The sequence below is a fragment of the Methylomarinum vadi genome (genome assembly GCF_000733935.1).
GTDB classification, from domain to species: domain Bacteria; phylum Pseudomonadota; class Gammaproteobacteria; order Methylococcales; family Methylomonadaceae; genus Methylomarinum; species Methylomarinum vadi.
This window is the reverse complement of record NZ_JPON01000001.1, coordinates 1,644,844-1,660,703: the sequence shown is the minus strand read 5'-3', so window position 1 is coordinate 1,660,703 and position 15,860 is coordinate 1,644,844. Positions and strand designations below refer to the sequence as shown.

Genomic DNA, 15,860 nt, shown 5'->3' with positions numbered 1-15,860 from the left:
ACAGTCGGCAAAGAACTAAGAAATACTTAAGAGGTGACAATGCAGTTCGCTGAACAATACGCCAGACCTTTTTTTGGCCAGTTAGGAGGGTATTTTCAACGGATCAACGATTTCAGGGATACCTTCGATATTCGCTGGGGGAAGATCGATTTCGAGATGTATCATGGCGTATCGGCAAATTTGAAGGTGATTCTGAAGGTCTATCGAGATAATCACGTTTGCGAAACCTACATTGTCGATACCGACCCTTACGATATTCAATGGGACCGACATAAACGCAGCACGCGGGATTTTTATGTATATCCGTTTTCGACCCATTTCGGCAAAATCAATTGTATCAAGATTGCCTATGTCGTCCATATTAACGAACATTCCATTCCGTCGGAGAAAGAATATATTTTCATGGATTGGCATCAATTGCAGGATGGTTATCCGCAGCAGCGCCATATCAATGGCGAATGGTGCACGCCGAATCATTACCGGACCTATGAATTAAATGCGGCGGAATTGCAAAGCGACGTCGATTGGTACAACCATCATTTCGAATCCTTGCATTTGACTCCTAAGTTTACCAAGGGGCAGCCGCATCATCCCTATCATCCCAAGCGTTTCATCCATGACCATATCGAAAAGGTCATACATTGCAAATGGCAGAACCCCGACCGGTTTTGCACCATCAAAGTCAGCGTCGATTGTATCGACGACAATGATTTCATCAATCACCTGATTCACGCCAGCGAGCAGGGGGTTTTCGTCCAGTGTGTCGTCGACTGGCGCAAGATGACGATGACCAACAGCCATACCTATGCCCGCCTGAAGCAGTCGAGAGTCGAACTCGTCGGCGTGTTCTGTACGCCCAAGCATCACTTGATCGAAGTGGAACCGGACATGCATACCAAGTTCATCATCTTCAACGACGAAGATGCTATCCTGGGGTCGTTCAACATTACCTTCGATCGTTGGTGGGCCAATTGGGAGTCCGGCATGACCTTCCATTCCAAGGGGGTTTGCCGTTTGCTGGACAACATTTTCCAAAGCCAGCGTGGCGGCGTGATCCAGAAGTACGGTATCGACCCGCTTAGCCATTTCAATCTGTTGTATACTTTCGGCCGCCACACGATGTTGAACGGGCAGAAATACCTGCCGCACCACGCCATCCTGGCGGAGATTCACCGCGCCCGCCATTCCATCCGCATTTGCCTGTTTTTAATCGGCGATTTGTTGGGCGACCATCATGACAGTGTCGTTAATGCCCTGATACAGGCTTGGCATCGCGGCGTCGATGTGCATATTTTATTCAACGGCCATTTGGCGCGACAGGGTCGGATCGGCGTCGAACGGAGCATGCATGATGAATTGAACCGGCCGTTACTGCCGGCCGTGCAACGATTGAAGGATGCCGGTATTCCGATCGGCCTGGTTTACGGACAAGACGACCATCCGGTGCCTTATTCGCCGATCCATTCCAAATATTGCGTCATCGACGATTACATCGTCATCGAAGGCAGTTTTAATTGGTATAACACTTCGGTTTTTTCACACGACTTGATAGTCGTTGCCGCCAATCATGAGGTGGCGAAACCCTATCTGTATGAATTCGATGAAATACGCCGAAGTTTCAGAGTCTTTTATTAATTATTAGCCATGTGGTTACGAGCCCGTTGTGATCTGACTTTCGAAATCAAAGTGCCAACGCCGTTCATTCTGATGTTGCGGCCCCGCAGCGGTTACCAGCAATGGGTGGCCAGGGAAGAATATACCTTGCTTCCCAATGTCGTTGCCTTTGAATACACCGATGGCTACGGCAATCTTTGCCAACGCTTGCTCGCACCCGTTGGCCGGTTTTCCGTGCACACCTCCTCGGAAGTGATGACGGCCGACTCCATCGATCAAGCGCCGGGCGCTCCATTTAACGAAATTCCAACATTGCCGGAAAGTGTATTAGCCTATCTGCTACCGAGTCGTTATTGCGAAGTGGATCGCTTTGGCAGTCTCGCCACGGAGATTACTTCGGGAGAATTGCCCGGCTACGATCAGGTCGCCGCTATTGTCGGCTGGCTCAGGCAGAACATCCGTTATTGTCCCGGTTCGAGCGTGATACCATTATCGGCCATCGAGATTAACCAACAGCAACAAGGCGTCTGCCGGGATTTGGCTCATCTTGGCATCGCGCTATGCCGTGCCCTCTGCATACCCGCTCGTATGGTGGTCGGTTATCTCTATGGTCTGCAGCCAATGGAACTGCATGCTTGGTTCGAAGCTTATGTCGGCGGACGATGGTATACGTTCGATGCGACCCAGGCGCAGTTACAAAGTGGATATATAGCCGTCGGCTATGGGCGGGATGCGGCCGACGTGGCCATTTATAATCAGTTTGGTCCAGCGGTTAGCCCAATTGCCCAGGATGTCGGAGTTGAACAAATAGCGCCCCCCGCCTAAACCGCGAATAAGTGATTAGAAAGATGGCGTATTGTTGGGTTACGGAGGAACCACAAATCATAGAACCGACCGGACTGGCTTGGAACAAAGTAAAAAGCTCGTCTACTATGTAATCTTATATGATTGTTGAGAAATTATCGTTAGTTATTTCCGATGGTTTATCGGACATCCCGTTTGGGCGCAGTAGCCGAAATAACCTCGGCCGTTGAATAAATAGTCTAAAATGGAAAAGTATTCTATAAGCCAAAAAACAAGGCTTGCAGATACTGCATTTCGACGGCGTATTTCATGAGTCGCGTATTAGACAGGAAGTATAAATAACAACTAGGGTTGCAAATGAATAAAAAATCAATTTTTGTCACCGGCGGGGCCGGATTCATAGGTTCCGCTGTCATTCGTTATCTGATCGAGGAAACCGATCATGAAATCTTCAACATCGATAAATTGACCTATGCCGGTAATCTCGAGTCGTTGGCCGGTGTCATAGAAAATCCGCGTTACCATTTCGCCCAAGTTGATATTTGCGATGCGGATAAGGTCTCGCACTTGTTTGTCGAGCACCACCCCGACATTGTCATGCATCTGGCGGCGGAATCGCATGTGGATCGATCAATCGACGGGCCGGCGCAATTCATCCAGTCCAATATCGTCGGGACTTATATATTGTTGGAGGCGGCGCGAAATTATTGGTTGGAATTAGACGGCGAGGAAAAAGCCTCATTTCGTTTTCACCACATTTCGACCGATGAAGTTTATGGCGCCTTGGGAAAAACCGGTTTGTTTACCGAACAAACCCCTTACGATCCCAGTTCTCCCTACTCCGCCAGTAAGGCGTCGTCGGATCATTTGGTCAGAGCCTGGCATCGAACCTTCGGTTTGCCGATTTTGATTACCAATTGCTCCAACAATTATGGCCCTTATCAGTTTCCCGAAAAGCTGATTCCGTTGGTGACCCTGAATGCGTTGGAAGGCAAGCCGCTGCCGATTTATGGCAAGGGCGATCAGATACGCGATTGGCTGTATGTCGACGATCATGCTCGCGCTTTGTACGAAGTCGTGACGAGAGGCAAGGTCGGCGAAACCTATAATATCGGCGGACATAATGAAAAAACCAATCTTGAGGTGGTGAAAGCTATTTGCGCCATTCTGGACGAACTGAAGCCGGACCATCCCAACGGAATTTCCCGTTACGAGGAATTGATTACCCATGTGCAAGACCGCCCCGGCCATGATCAACGCTATGCCATCGATGCCGGGAAAATTGCCGGCGAGCTGGGCTGGAAGCCGCAGGAAACCTTCACCAGCGGCATACGCAAGACTATACAATGGTATTTGGATAATCCCGGATGGTGGCAACGGGTTCAGGATGGTAGTTATCAACGTGAACGGCTTGGTTTGAATACAGGAGGCTGATCGATGAAAGGCATTATTCTGGCGGGCGGCTCCGGCACGCGCCTGCACCCGGTGACTCTGGCTGTGTCCAAGCAGTTGCTGCCGGTCCATGACAAGCCGATGATTTATTATCCGTTGAGCGTGTTGATGTTGGCCGGAATCAGGGAGGTGCTGGTCATTTCGACACCGGAAGACATCGGCCGTTTCGAATATTTGTTGGGCGAAGGCAAACAATGGGGAATCGACATCAGTTATGCGGTGCAGCCGGCGCCCGAGGGATTGGCTCAGGCATTCATTATCGGTGAGGACTTTGTCGCTTCCGATACCTGTGCGCTGGTGCTCGGTGACAATCTGTTTTATGGCCATGATTTCGAACCGATGTTGAAGCGGGCGGCGCAAAAGCAGGAGGGCGCGACCGTGTTTGCCTATCCGGTGCAGGACCCGGAACGCTATGGCGTGGTTGAATTCGGCGAGGATGGCGTCGCCGTCAGTCTGGAGGAAAAGCCGCCCCGGCCGCGCTCCCGTTATGCCGTGACCGGCCTGTATTTTTACGATAATCAAGTGGTCGATATCGCCAAGTCGATCAAGCCTTCGGCGCGTGGCGAACTGGAAATTACCGATGTCAACAGAACTTATTTACAGCGGCAACAGCTTTCCGTCGAGATCATGGGGCGAGGCATGGCCTGGTTGGATACGGGAACCCACGAGTCGTTGCTCGATGCCTCGCAATTCATTCAGACCATCGAAAACCGGCAAGGTTTGAAGATCGCCTGCCTGGAGGAAATCGCCTGGCGTAAGAAATGGATCGATGACGAACAACTGAAACGGCTGGCCGAGCCGTTGCTGAAAAATAATTATGGCAAGTACTTGATGCGTTTACTGCAGGAAAGGGTGTTTTGATGAAAGTGATTTCCACCAAGATAAAGGATGTTTTGATTTTGGAGCCGAGAGTGTTCGGCGACGAACGCGGTTTTTTCAAGGAAAGTTTCAATAAAAGGACTTTTGCCCAGGTCACCGGTGTGGAACCCGATTTTGTTCAGGACAATTATTCGCGGTCGAGCAAAAATGTTTTGCGAGGCCTGCATTACCAGATTAAACAACCGCAAGGCAAACTGGTTTACGTCGGCAGCGGTAGTGTATTCGATGTCGCCGTCGACCTGCGCCGCTCATCTCCGACCTTCGGCCAATGGGTTGGCGTTGAATTGAGTGAGCGAAATCACCGCCAACTGTGGGTGCCGCCGGGGTTCGCGCATGGCTTCGTCGTGCTGTCGGACAGCGTGGATTTTCTCTACAAAACTACGGATTATTATGCGCCGGAACACGAACGTTGCATCATTTGGAACGACCCGCAACTGAATATCGACTGGCCTCTCGACGGCGAGCCAAGGTTGTCCGCCAAGGATCAACAAGGCGTATCCTTCGAACAAGCCGAGTATTTCGCATGAAGATATTGGTCACGGGAAGTAACGGCCAAGTCGGCTGGGAGTTGGCGCGGACCTTATTGCCGCTGGGTGAGGTGATCGCCGCGACACGACAACAATTGAATCTGGCCGAACTCGGGCAATTACGCCATGAAATCCGTCGAATCGGACCAGATATAATCGTCAATGCGGCTGCCTATACCGCCGTCGATAAGGCCGAACAGGAGCCGGAACTGGCTCATTTGATCAATGCCGAGGCGCCATTGGTGATGGCCGAGGAGATGAAGGCCCGTAATGGGCTGCTGCTGCATTTTTCAACCGATTATGTTTTCGATGGCAGTATGGACAGGCCGTATCGAGAGAGCGATGACACTTGTCCAATCAATCGTTACGGTCACAGCAAATTAGCCGGCGAGGTCGTCATTAGGGAATCCGGTGTCGACCATATCATATTACGGACTTCGTGGGTTTATGCGTCCCGCGGGCATAATTTTTTGAAAACCATGCTGAGGCTGGCGGCGGAGCGGCAGGAATTGAAAATTGTTGCTGACCAAATCGGTGCGCCGACCTGGGCGCGTTTGATTGCGGAAACGACTTCTCATGTACTAAAACAATCCCAGCACGAAAGGCGGCAGGGAGATTTCAGTTCGGACCTTTATCATTTAACATCCAGCGGTGCTGCCAGTTGGCATGATTTTGCCGAGGCAATCATCGACCTGGCCAGGCAGAGTGAAACACATCCTGTTTCAGTGCGGCATATCGAACCGATTCCAACCACATCCTATCCGCTTCCGGCGCGACGGCCGATGAATTCGAAGTTGTCGCTCGATAAATTGGAGAAAAAATTTTCATTGAAAATGCCGCCTTGGCGAGATGCCCTGCGTTTATGCATGCAGGAATTGTAGAGAAGGGTAACCATGGGATTGCTTACTCATAATATCCCTCATGGCTCCCATGCTTCGGTAAGTAATTTTTTACCAAGTACCACGGCTGAAAAAATGCCTGTATGGAATTGACGAATCGTATAACCGGAAATTCCTTGTAAAGATATTATTGGCTACTGTCAAAAACTTGCAGCCATATATCGATTTCTTAGTCTACAGATAAACTGATTTTTTAAGCGGATTTAATCAGCATTATCAAATCGTTCAGTTTTATGCATTCGAATAACATGTCATCGATCGAACCTTCGGCATGGTCGGTGTAATGTACGCCGTATTCACCGTCGAGATGTTGGTGCTTCAGTATGCCATGCACCGAAAAAGGTTCGCCGGATTCCGGTAAGATCATGGTAATTTTGATTTTTTCGTTGACGCGTGTTTGAGCCGGTTGACTGAGTTTGATTCTGATGCCGCTGCGGCTGATATCGAGAATCTCGGCATTCAGGCTGGTCTCTTGATCGCAAGGATGGTCGGGATAAACCGCAACCTGCATTTTTTTCGGTTTTACCCTGTGATGGCGTCGTCTGTCCGGTTTCATAACAAAACGAGATTGTTGGTTTAAGTGAGAGAATGAGTATAGCAGTTAAATGGTTTGTTGTACCCTGTTTTGTCTTATTTTATTGTTATGTAGGTATTTGATTAATATAGTAAGTTTGCGCTTAATAACAGTGCGGAAGGAAGGCCGGAGCGGACGAATGCCGATGGGGTTTATTGGTAAGCAAAGGGCTTGGCCAACGGTTCGCCAATGAAAATACCTTGGCCGGGCCAAGCTACGCTTTTCCAGTAGGCCTCGATCAAGCTGTTACCTCTCAGGTAATAATGCAACATGATGGCGGGGTTAGGAAATTTCTGAACGAAATTGCAAGGCTCGACAACCGCGCCATAGCTTCCGGTAGCTCCGGCTTTCAGCCATTCGATGCTGCTCATTTGTTCGCCGCCGGTAAGAATGCCGCCGGAAGAGGTTAGATGGTCGGCAACAGCTCCGGCTAGAAAATGGTTTGTGTTTATGTTATCGATATGGGTCTTACCGGTAAAATAGAACATCACGTCTTGTCGGTTGCTTATGGTGTCTTGATGCAGAATTTCAACGGGCCACAATCCTGAAAAAGCTTTGTCGATCGAAGGGAAAAAGATCGCACGGGTATTGCGCGCTTTGTCCGATGTTTGCAACAGATAGGCGGTTCCTTTCGGCCTGCTGTAATCCGATGCCACTCCTCGGTCGATCAAGGCCTTGACGTCCGCAAGATTTTCTCCGGCCAAGGCCATTGTTGGCCGCCATTGCCAGTCTTGATAAGGTTGGCTGCTATCACTGTTGAAATAGGGGGAAGGACGCGTTTGTTTACAGCCGCGCGCGCAGAAAGACTCGTTATAACCGGCCGCGAAAGCAGTAGTGATGGACATGCAGCCGACCCGGTAGGGTTGCATCCAGGTTAGAGCGTATGCCTGTACGTGTTGCGATGTTTGCCGGTCGACTGAGGCTTTAATTCGGTTGAACTTGGTTACGGGCAATGTGTTGTAACCGGGGGTAAAATGTACATGGATGATGTTCTCATCCGGAATATGGCGGCGGGCTTGATAATATTCGGTAATTTTTACGCTTAAAGGGTCGGAGTCGTTGACGATGATTGCCAATTCATTTGCCGTTAATGCCGGTAATGGTTTCAATAAATTTGAGTAAGCGTTAGCCGAGAAAGAGGCGAATGACAGGCTTAAAAAAAATAACACCGGCAGGTCGAAGGGGAGGCAACGATATTTATTGGTAAATGATTGGATGGATTGAAAGGGAAATCGGGAAGTCATGGTTGAAATCTGTTTCGGAAAGGAATGTTAATCTGCCAGAAGGTGGAAAATGGTTTTATTGTAATGCAAATGATGATGCAGGGATTATCATGGAAGAGGCGAACAAATCGATCGAAAATTTTTTAACAACCGGCAAAGGAATATGCGGTTTCATATAGTTCCATATGACCAAAAAATGGTCGTCTTTCCTGTGTTATCGGTATTGTTGATTAAAATGGCATTTCCTTGAGGAACATCGGATGCATTTTATCAATGGGCGATATGTTTTCTTTCGTTGATAATCGATGGAGGCCCGTCAACGGATAGATTTGCTGGCAAAGGTTCTGTTACAAATGCTGAACTGCCCAAATAGAAGAGGATGCATAGTTCAGGAACATTTGCTTTTGATTGAGGGGAGGGAAAGCAAAATGGCTGTTCCTGAACTAGCAAGTTTGCGGGACATTTTTAATCTCTCCATTGACTTGTTCCGCACACCTTGAATCCTAAGGAGGCAGCTCGGCTGTCTGAGAAAGACCCGTGGCTTTCCGGCCCCGTCTCACAACGGGTGTGGCAAAGGGCTGCAAAATCCTTTTCGTTGCAGCCGTCTTGATTTAAGCACGTTACATGCCAAAATGTAAAAAGTTAGAGGGTTGATATTGATGTGTTATTGTTTAATGCCAGCGGTTTCAAGTTAAGTGCTTGAATATGAATCCCTTGAAGCTAATACAAGAAGAGAAATGGAAGTAGGGGATTTGCCGAAATGATCTGGGTGATAATTAAAAAGATAGGGCTATGACACTATGAAATTGTGTTATTTCACGTAAGTATTGCGTGATTTGACTCAATTGCATGCACTAGCAATCAACGCACCGGCAAGGTCAGGGTAGGGCCAGTGTAGCGGCTTTGGCCGGCCTGTAAATTAAACAGTTGGCTCAATAACATGAAAGTGGATTTCGATTCCAGGTCGTTGTCGGCGATATAGAACCAATGTCCGCGATAAGGAACTGTTAAGAAGGCCGAATCTGGGTAATCTTCGCTGAAGCGTATCCGGAAAAATTCGCCGGCAGGCGTTTCGCCCCAGTTAAACGGGCCGCCTGCTCGCCGTTGAGTGACGTTTACCAGGCCGGCTTCGATATGTTGATTGGGAATGTCGACTTGTTGGGACAGATAAAACAAGACGCTGACGATCGAACGCGGACGGATTTTCAGTACATTTCTATCGGTATTGAGAAAATTATTATCCAGCCGGATTAATAAGGTTTGTTCATGTTGGGGTTTTTGGAAGCCGAGAAAGTTCGATAATTCGGCTATTTTAGTTCGATTTTCTGCCGTGGCTTTGAACAAAATATTCAAACGGTTGTTTTCGTCGGGACCGATTTCGATTCCGTGGGACAACTGCAATTCTCGCATCAGTTTCATCGCTTTTTTGAAGTTTCTGAATTCCGGTTCCATGGCCGGAGTGGGCCCGGATGCGCTGGGGGCGTTGAAGGCGTCGTTGATGCGTTCCACGCATAAGCCGAAGACACGTTCGATGCTCCAGCCTGATTGGGTCATGACCAGCAGGGCGTCGAAGGAAATGGACGATAACACGCTTTTCAAGAAATCCTCGCCTTGGAGTGGTTGAAAAGATAGGGTCGGTTTGTCGGAATAGCCGATACCCAGATTGGGCTGTATGATATTGCCGCCGGGACCGAGGTCCAATTCCGAGCCGATGCCGATGTTACTGTCGAATGCTAACGAAGCGGTGACGCTGCCAACCCTGAGATAATAAGGTCGATCGCGATATCGTAACCTGACCAGGTTGAGTAGCATTTGTTCGTTCAGCGACTGCGCGATAGCCTGATTATAAGCCGGGTGAGTGTTTTGTAACGCATTGGGGCCGAATGCGGATTGGCAACCGTTGAGCAATAATGTACCCAGCAATAGGGCGAGGATTTTGTTAAACATTAACGAATTAAATTTGCAATAAATCATTGTGCGGCGGCTCCCTGTCAATCAAGTTAACCGGCTAATTTTCAGTAATTAAAAAAATGGCTATTTACAATTCACAGGTCACCTGCAGTAAGCTCATAGGCACTTAAAGCAATTAACGTAACGGCGCCACTTGTCCGGTTGTTCGAAATCGTTGGTAATCGGCGATGACTTGAGCGTGGTCGAAGGCCAGTTGTTGCGGCAGGTCGTCGAATGTGAAGATGGAGCAATGTTTGGCGTCGTCGGCAGCGACCGGCGTGCCGTGGGCCTGGGCGATATAAACGGCGGTGACGGTATGTCCCCGCGGGTCGCGATTGGGATTGGAGTATATTCCCAGCAAGGCCGACAGTTCCGCATCCAGACCGGTTTCTTCTTTCGCTTCGCGCACGGCCGCTTGCTCGACGCTTTCGCCGACATCGACGAAGCCGCCGGGGAGCGCCCAGCCATAAGGCGGATTGGCGCGTTCGATCAAAACGAATGGGCGGCCCGGTTGATCCAATAACTCGATTAAAGTATCGGCGGCCAATAAGGGGGTGATGGGTTTGGGCATGCTTATTCCTTGCAATGGCTAAGGATGATAATTGTCCGGCGTCAATACGGTATTTTGCGGCGGCCGGCTATCGTCAGTTTCCGGGTAATCGCGCGTGTAATGCAGGCCGCGGCTTTCCTTGCGTTGTTGCGCACAACGGATAATCAGTTCGGCGACGGTCACCAGGCTGCGCAATTCCAATAGGTCGCTGGTGACTCGGAAACTGCCGTAGTATTCGGCGATTTCCTCTTTCAGCAGTTCCAGCCGGCGCATCGCGCGGCTTAAACGTTTATTGGTACGGACGATGCCGACATAGTCCCACATGAAACGGCGGAGTTCGTCCCAATTATGGGCAATGACCACTTCTTCATCGGAATCGCTGACTTGCGATTCGTCCCAAGGCGGTAAGGCGGTGGGTTCCGGCAGCGTATCGATAATGCGCCTGATGTCCTCATTGGCGCGTTCGGCGAATACCAGGCACTCCAGTAAGGAATTGCTGGCCATGCGGTTGGCGCCGTGTAGGCCGGTGCATGCCACTTCGCCGATTGCATAGAGTCCGGGAATGTCGGTGCGTGCATGGCTATCGGTCATGATGCCGCCGCAGGTATAATGCGCGGCTGGAACGACGGGAATCGGCTGTTTGCTGATGTCGATGTCCAGCGCCAGGCATTGTTGATAGATAGTGGGAAAGTGCTGTTGGATAAAGTCCTTTGTCTTATGGCTAATGTCCAAATAGACGCAATCGATGCCGTGTTTTTTGATTTCACTGTCGATGGCTCTGGCGACGATGTCCCGAGGGGCCAGTTCCAAACGTTCGTCATAACGCTGCATGAAGCCAGAGCCGTCGGGTAAAATAAGGCGACCTCCCTCGCCGCGGACCGCTTCGCTGATCAGAAAGGAGCGGGCGCTGGGATGGTAGAGGCAGGTAGGGTGAAATTGCATGAACTCCATATTGCCGACCCTACACCCGGCTCGCCACGCCTGGGCGATGCCGTCGCCAGTGGAAATGTGCGGATTGGTGGAATAAAGATATACTTTACTGGCGCCGCCGGTCGCCAGGACGACAATTTTTGCCGCTATGGCTTTAATGTTGCCGACGGCCGTGTCCAAGACATAAGCGCCTCGTATCCTTTGCGCTGATTCGCCCAGTTTTTTGGCGGTGATTAATTCAACGACATTGTGATTTTCCAATAAATCGATATTCGCGTGTTCCCGGGCGCGTTCGATTAATGACAGGGAAACGGCTTTACCGGTAGCGTCGGCTGTATGTACAATGCGTCGGTGTGAATGTCCTCCCTCCCGGTGCAAATGTAACTGCCGGGTGCCGTTTTCGGTCCGTTCTTCGGTAAAATTGACGCCTTGCCCGCGTAGCCATTCGATACTTTGCCGGCCTTTCGATACCGTCAGCCTGACGATTTCGGGGTCGCATAAGCCGGCTCCGGATATCAAGGTGTCTTCTATGTGGGATTCCAATGAATCCTGCTCATCGAACACTGCCGAAATGCCGCCTTGGGCGTAGAATGTACTCCCTTCGGTCAAGGCGAATTTTGACAATACGCCTATTCGGATGAAGTCTTTATCGGCCAGTTTTAAGGCCAGGCTGAGGCCGGCACCGCCACTGCCGATGATAAGAACGTCATAATTGTGCTGCGGATTTATAGGGCTGTTTTGCTGGGTCAAGGGTGTTCAAAGTCAATAAAATTACAGGAGTGTGACGAGTTTATGAAAATCATATCGGCATGGCAATTTTTTTTGATATCACAGAACTAATAAGGTTTAATTCTGTCCATTCAAGCAAGAAAGCAGAACAGTGAACGAAGAATCAAGGAATAACGCAGAACTGGATCAAGAACTGGTGCAACGTGTTCAGCAAGGGGATAAGTCTGCCTACGATTTACTGGTGCTTAAATATCAGCACAAGATTGTGCAATTGGTAAACAGGTTTGTCAAAGACCCCAGCGAGGCTCAAGATGTCGCTCAGGAAGCATTCATTAAAGCTTATCGTGCGCTAGGGAACTTCAGAGGCGACAGTGCCTTCTATACATGGCTCTACCGGATAGCCATCAATACGGCAAAGAACTATCTGGTGTCCAGATCGCGCCGTTATTCCGATTACGAGGTCGATGTTCAGGACGCCGAACAAGTGGAGAATGCTCCGCAACTGAAAGGCCTGGAAACGCCGGACAGCATTCTAATGAACGAGCAGATTGTCGATGCGATTAAGTCTGCGATTGAAAATTTACCCGATGAAATGCGGACTGCGATCATGTTGAGAGAATTTGAAGGAATGAGTTACGAAGAAATTGCTCAGGCCATGGATTGTCCGGTTGGAACGGTACGTTCACGCATTTTCAGGGCGCGTGAAGCGATTGATCAAAAATTAACCCCATTGCTCGATTAATAAGGTGTTTTCGATGCAAGAAGAAATTAACAATAAAATTTCCCAATTTGTCGACGATGAACTGGATCTGCAACAGACTGTAATGCTGATGCAGTCAATTAAAAACGATACGGAATTGAAAAAGAAAATAAACCGTTATCAGACGATTGGTCAGGTATTGAAATCCGAACAACCTGTGTTGTTAAAAACCGATTTTGCCGAGCAAATTTCACAACAAATCAAACAGGAACCGGTTTATTTCATACCCGCTAAAAAATCGGCGATAACCTGGAAAAAAACATCCTTGGCCGTGGCCGCTTCTTTGGCAATTGCCGCGGTATTGCTACCCAAAGCGTTCAATCGACAGGCGTCCCCCGATTACACATCCACGCTAGCTGTCGCTGAACAACCTACCTTTAAGAAAAACGAACACTCTCAAACTGAACGGCCGCAATTGGCGCGTGTTCAAGCATATCCTCCCAATCAGCGTTTCAATGATTATTTACAGGCGCACAGCAACAGTCTTTACACGATAGGCGCATCCAATTATCAACCCTATGCGCGAGTAGCCGGATATAGTCAGGAATGATAAAGGTGTTACAACGTCTGTTTGTTTTGTTTTGTTTTGCTACAACGCCGGTTTATGCCGAAAATACTGATGGACTGATTTTGTTGGAAAAAATGAGTCGCGCGATGAAAAACCTGAACTATCAGGGGACGGTCGCGTTCATGAAAAACGGCCAACTCGATACAATGAAATATATCCATGCCGCCAAGGACGGGGTGGAGCAGGAGCGCTTGTTATCATTGAACTCACCCATGCGCGAAGTCATCAGGGATTCCGGTATAGTGAGCTGTACGTTCAAGGAAACACAAAAGCGCGTGATTAACCATCGTCCCGTCAGTCAGTCTTTCATTCTGGACTTGCCGCGACAAATCTCTTCGTTATCGGCGTTATATCAAGTAAAGGTCAGTGGCGAGGCAGCCGTTGCCATGCGGCCCGCGCTGGTTGTCGATATCGAGCCGCGGGATGCTTTTCGTTACCGGCGTAAAATCTGGATCGATAAGGAACAGGCATTGCCTTTGAAGGTTGAGGTCTATAGTTTAAACGGAACGATTCTCGAACAAGTGGTTTTCACCGATATCGATGTGGAACAATCCATTCCGTTTGTTCAAGCCGATAAACGTAACGGCGATATGGAAATTCAACATATTCATAGGGTGCACTCGGAGTCATTTGATAAGTCGTCTTTCACTCTGAATTTTTTACCGGCCGGATTCAATAAAGTATTTTTTACCCGTATGTCCATGCACAAGTCGGATCGGCCGGTAGATCATTTATTGCTGAGTGACGGTTTTTCTTCGATTTCCATTTACATGGACGATAAGAACGAAGATATCGAAAGCGGTTTGCATACCGTTGGTTCCGTCAATTCATTTACCCGCCTCGTAGATGATTCTATGGTGACGGTGATGGGAGAAGTGCCGGCCAAAACTGTCGAATTGATTGCTCAAGGCATCTCTTTCGCCCAGCCTTGAGGCCTCTTTACGCGGATTCATTCGCGACCTTTATTCATTCACCTTGCATATGATGGGAGTTTGTATGCTTAAAAAATGTATTTTTATCATCGGATTTGCTTTGATGAGCCAGCCGTTGTTTGCCCAATTGCCTGATTTTACCGAAATGGTGGAGGACAATGGTAAGGCGGTAGTCAATATCAGTACCACGCAGAAGATTGCCCAGGTGGGCGATGAAGAGAATGATCTGCCGCAAATTCCTGAGGATGTGCCGCCGCAATTGGAAGAATTTTTTCGGCGATTTTTTCAAGGTCCCGGACGGGGCTTTGTACCGCGCGAGACCAAGTCGCTAGGTTCCGGTTTCATCATTTCCTCGGACGGGTATGTGCTGACCAATCACCATGTCGTCAAAAATGCCGATGAAATAGTCGTCAAGCTCAATGACCGGCGCGAATTGGAAGCGAAATTGATCGGATCGGATGAAAGCACCGATGTCGCTTTATTGAAAGTAGAAGCAAAAAATTTACCGGTCGTGGCCATCGGCTCCTCGAAAAAGTTGCGGGTAGGCGAATGGGTATTAGCGATCGGTTCGCCGTTCGGCTTCGAGCAATCCGTGACCGCCGGTATCGTCAGCGCTAAAAGACGTAGTCTTCCGGGCGGCAATTATGTCCCTTTCATCCAAACCGATGTCGCGATCAATCCCGGCAATTCCGGTGGTCCGTTATTCAATATGAAGGGCGAGGTCGTTGGCATGAATTCCCAGATCTATAGCCGCTCCGGAGGCTATATGGGGCTCTCCTTCGCCATTCCGATGGATGTGGCGATGAACGTGGTGGAACAGATCAAGACCAATGGCAAAGTTTCCCGGGGCTGGCTCGGCGTGCAGATCCAGGACGTGACGCGCGAACTGGCGGAGTCTTTCGGCATGGACAGGCCTTACGGCGCCTTGGTCTCGAAAGTCATCGCAGGAAGTCCGGCGGAAAAAGCCGGGATCAAAATCGGCGATATCATCGTCGAATTCAACGGTCAGGAAATCGAAACTTCCGGGGAGTTGCCGCCGATCGTCGGTATGACGCCGGTTGACGAAGAAGCGCGTGTCAAGGTTATCAGAGAAGGCGACAGCCAAACGCTGGAAGTTAAAATCGGCTTGTTACCGGATCAGGAACAACTGGCGGCGAGCGAAAACCAGGAAAAAATTGTTAACCGCTTAGGGGTTGTCGTTTCGGAATTGACTGCCGAACAGCGCGAACAGTTGCAGGTCGACAAGAATGGCGTCTTGGTGCAGGACGTTAAAAATGGTCCGGCGCTGGATGCCGGCGTGCGGCGTGGCGATGTGATCTTGCGTATACAAAATCACACGATCCGTAATATTGCCGATTTCGAAGAGGTCGTCTCCAACCTGCCGGTCGAGAAATCCATTGCGGTGTTGATTCAGCGCCGGGGGAGTCCGGTGTTTTTGGCACTGAAAATCGAAAAATAGACTCCGCTGC

General features: G+C 49.4%; 15 protein-coding genes and 1 riboswitch. Of the genes, 10 read left to right on the top strand and 5 right to left on the bottom strand.

The window, feature by feature from the left end:
* Window positions 1-39 precede the first annotated feature (39 nt).
* The 6 genes from EP25_RS0108440 (at window position 40) to rfbD (ending at window position 6,157) form a co-directional block, all read left to right on the top strand.
* On the top strand, window positions 40-1,635 hold the full coding sequence (locus tag EP25_RS0108440) for a phospholipase D-like domain-containing protein (protein ID WP_031433467.1): 1,596 nt from the start codon (window positions 40-42) through the stop codon (window positions 1,633-1,635).
* A gap of 9 nt (window positions 1,636-1,644) precedes the next feature.
* Window positions 1,645-2,439 (top strand): transglutaminase domain-containing protein, encoded by a 795-nt coding sequence (locus tag EP25_RS0108435; protein ID WP_031433466.1) that lies wholly within the window; start codon window positions 1,645-1,647, stop codon window positions 2,437-2,439.
* Between the two features lie 336 nt (window positions 2,440-2,775).
* Complete coding sequence (gene rfbB, locus EP25_RS0108430; RefSeq protein WP_031433465.1) at window positions 2,776-3,852, top strand: dTDP-glucose 4,6-dehydratase; 1,077 nt, start codon at window positions 2,776-2,778, stop codon at window positions 3,850-3,852.
* 3 nt (window positions 3,853-3,855) lie between these two features.
* The gene (gene rfbA, locus EP25_RS0108425; protein WP_031433464.1) at window positions 3,856-4,731 is read left to right on the top strand and encodes a glucose-1-phosphate thymidylyltransferase RfbA; all 876 of its coding nucleotides are present in this window, start codon (window positions 3,856-3,858) and stop codon (window positions 4,729-4,731) included.
* Entirely contained in the window at window positions 4,731-5,276 is a 546-nt protein-coding gene (rfbC, locus tag EP25_RS0108420) for a dTDP-4-dehydrorhamnose 3,5-epimerase (RefSeq protein ID WP_031433463.1), read from the top strand. Before rfbA ends, rfbC begins: the two co-directional genes overlap by 1 nt.
* Window positions 5,273-6,157, top strand: coding sequence for a dTDP-4-dehydrorhamnose reductase (gene rfbD / locus EP25_RS0108415; RefSeq protein WP_031433462.1), 885 nt, complete (start codon window positions 5,273-5,275; stop codon window positions 6,155-6,157). Before rfbC ends, rfbD begins: the two co-directional genes overlap by 4 nt.
* A 211-nt stretch (window positions 6,158-6,368) precedes the next feature.
* On the opposite strand, the gene EP25_RS0108410 is transcribed toward rfbD, so the two are convergent.
* The 5 genes from EP25_RS0108410 to nadB all read right to left on the bottom strand — a co-directional run bounded on the left by EP25_RS0108410 (window position 6,369) and on the right by nadB (window position 12,152).
* Window positions 6,369-6,731: a PilZ domain-containing protein gene (locus EP25_RS0108410; RefSeq protein WP_031433461.1), complete on the bottom strand. Its 363-nt coding sequence runs from the start codon at window positions 6,729-6,731 to the stop codon at window positions 6,369-6,371.
* Window positions 6,732-6,901: 170 nt separating this feature from the next.
* Window positions 6,902-7,993 (bottom strand): TIGR03790 family protein, encoded by a 1,092-nt coding sequence (locus EP25_RS0108405; RefSeq protein ID WP_084190992.1) that lies wholly within the window; start codon window positions 7,991-7,993, stop codon window positions 6,902-6,904.
* A gap of 486 nt (window positions 7,994-8,479) precedes the next feature.
* Window positions 8,480-8,554: riboswitch (cyclic di-GMP riboswitch) on the bottom strand.
* Window positions 8,555-8,833: 279 nt separating this feature from the next.
* Entirely contained in the window at window positions 8,834-9,919 is a 1,086-nt protein-coding gene (locus EP25_RS0108390) for a hypothetical protein (RefSeq protein WP_152555622.1), read from the bottom strand.
* Window positions 9,920-10,058: 139 nt separating this feature from the next.
* The gene (locus tag EP25_RS0108385; RefSeq protein ID WP_031433457.1) at window positions 10,059-10,493 is read right to left on the bottom strand and encodes an NUDIX domain-containing protein; all 435 of its coding nucleotides are present in this window, start codon (window positions 10,491-10,493) and stop codon (window positions 10,059-10,061) included.
* Window positions 10,494-10,511: 18 nt separating this feature from the next.
* A complete protein-coding gene (nadB, locus tag EP25_RS0108380) occupies window positions 10,512-12,152 on the bottom strand; it encodes an L-aspartate oxidase (protein WP_235185869.1) in 1,641 nt (546 codons plus the stop codon).
* A 130-nt stretch (window positions 12,153-12,282) separates the two neighbouring features.
* On the opposite strand from nadB, the gene rpoE reads away from it, so the two are divergent.
* The 4 genes from rpoE to EP25_RS0108360 all read left to right on the top strand — a co-directional run bounded on the left by rpoE (window position 12,283) and on the right by EP25_RS0108360 (window position 15,850).
* The gene (gene rpoE, locus EP25_RS0108375; protein ID WP_031433455.1) at window positions 12,283-12,873 is read left to right on the top strand and encodes an RNA polymerase sigma factor RpoE; all 591 of its coding nucleotides are present in this window, start codon (window positions 12,283-12,285) and stop codon (window positions 12,871-12,873) included.
* Between the two features lie 13 nt (window positions 12,874-12,886).
* The gene (locus EP25_RS0108370; RefSeq protein ID WP_031433454.1) at window positions 12,887-13,441 is read left to right on the top strand and encodes a sigma-E factor negative regulatory protein; all 555 of its coding nucleotides are present in this window, start codon (window positions 12,887-12,889) and stop codon (window positions 13,439-13,441) included.
* Window positions 13,438-14,391, top strand: a complete 954-nt coding sequence (locus EP25_RS0108365; protein ID WP_036300371.1) for a MucB/RseB C-terminal domain-containing protein — start codon at window positions 13,438-13,440, stop codon at window positions 14,389-14,391. Before EP25_RS0108370 ends, EP25_RS0108365 begins: the two co-directional genes overlap by 4 nt.
* 64 nt (window positions 14,392-14,455) lie before the next feature.
* Window positions 14,456-15,850, top strand: coding sequence for a DegQ family serine endoprotease (locus EP25_RS0108360; protein WP_031433452.1), 1,395 nt, complete (start codon window positions 14,456-14,458; stop codon window positions 15,848-15,850).
* Window positions 15,851-15,860 lie beyond the last annotated feature (10 nt).

Coding starts and splice junctions, on each gene's coding strand:
- EP25_RS0108440 (WP_031433467.1), top strand. CDS start 40: ATGCAGTTCGCTGAACAATACGCCAGACCTTTTTTTGGCCAGTTAGGA.
- EP25_RS0108435 (WP_031433466.1), top strand. CDS start 1,645: ATGTGGTTACGAGCCCGTTGTGATCTGACTTTCGAAATCAAAGTGCCA.
- rfbB (WP_031433465.1), top strand. CDS start 2,776: ATGAATAAAAAATCAATTTTTGTCACCGGCGGGGCCGGATTCATAGGT.
- rfbA (WP_031433464.1), top strand. CDS start 3,856: ATGAAAGGCATTATTCTGGCGGGCGGCTCCGGCACGCGCCTGCACCCG.
- rfbC (WP_031433463.1), top strand. CDS start 4,731: ATGAAAGTGATTTCCACCAAGATAAAGGATGTTTTGATTTTGGAGCCG.
- rfbD (WP_031433462.1), top strand. CDS start 5,273: ATGAAGATATTGGTCACGGGAAGTAACGGCCAAGTCGGCTGGGAGTTG.
- EP25_RS0108410 (WP_031433461.1), bottom strand. CDS start 6,731: ATGAAACCGGACAGACGACGCCATCACAGGGTAAAACCGAAAAAAATG.
- EP25_RS0108405 (WP_084190992.1), bottom strand. CDS start 7,993: ATGACTTCCCGATTTCCCTTTCAATCCATCCAATCATTTACCAATAAA.
- EP25_RS0108390 (WP_152555622.1), bottom strand. CDS start 9,919: ATGTTTAACAAAATCCTCGCCCTATTGCTGGGTACATTATTGCTCAAC.
- EP25_RS0108385 (WP_031433457.1), bottom strand. CDS start 10,493: ATGCCCAAACCCATCACCCCCTTATTGGCCGCCGATACTTTAATCGAG.
- EP25_RS0108370 (WP_031433454.1), top strand. CDS start 12,887: ATGCAAGAAGAAATTAACAATAAAATTTCCCAATTTGTCGACGATGAA.
- EP25_RS0108365 (WP_036300371.1), top strand. CDS start 13,438: ATGATAAAGGTGTTACAACGTCTGTTTGTTTTGTTTTGTTTTGCTACA.
- EP25_RS0108360 (WP_031433452.1), top strand. CDS start 14,456: ATGCTTAAAAAATGTATTTTTATCATCGGATTTGCTTTGATGAGCCAG.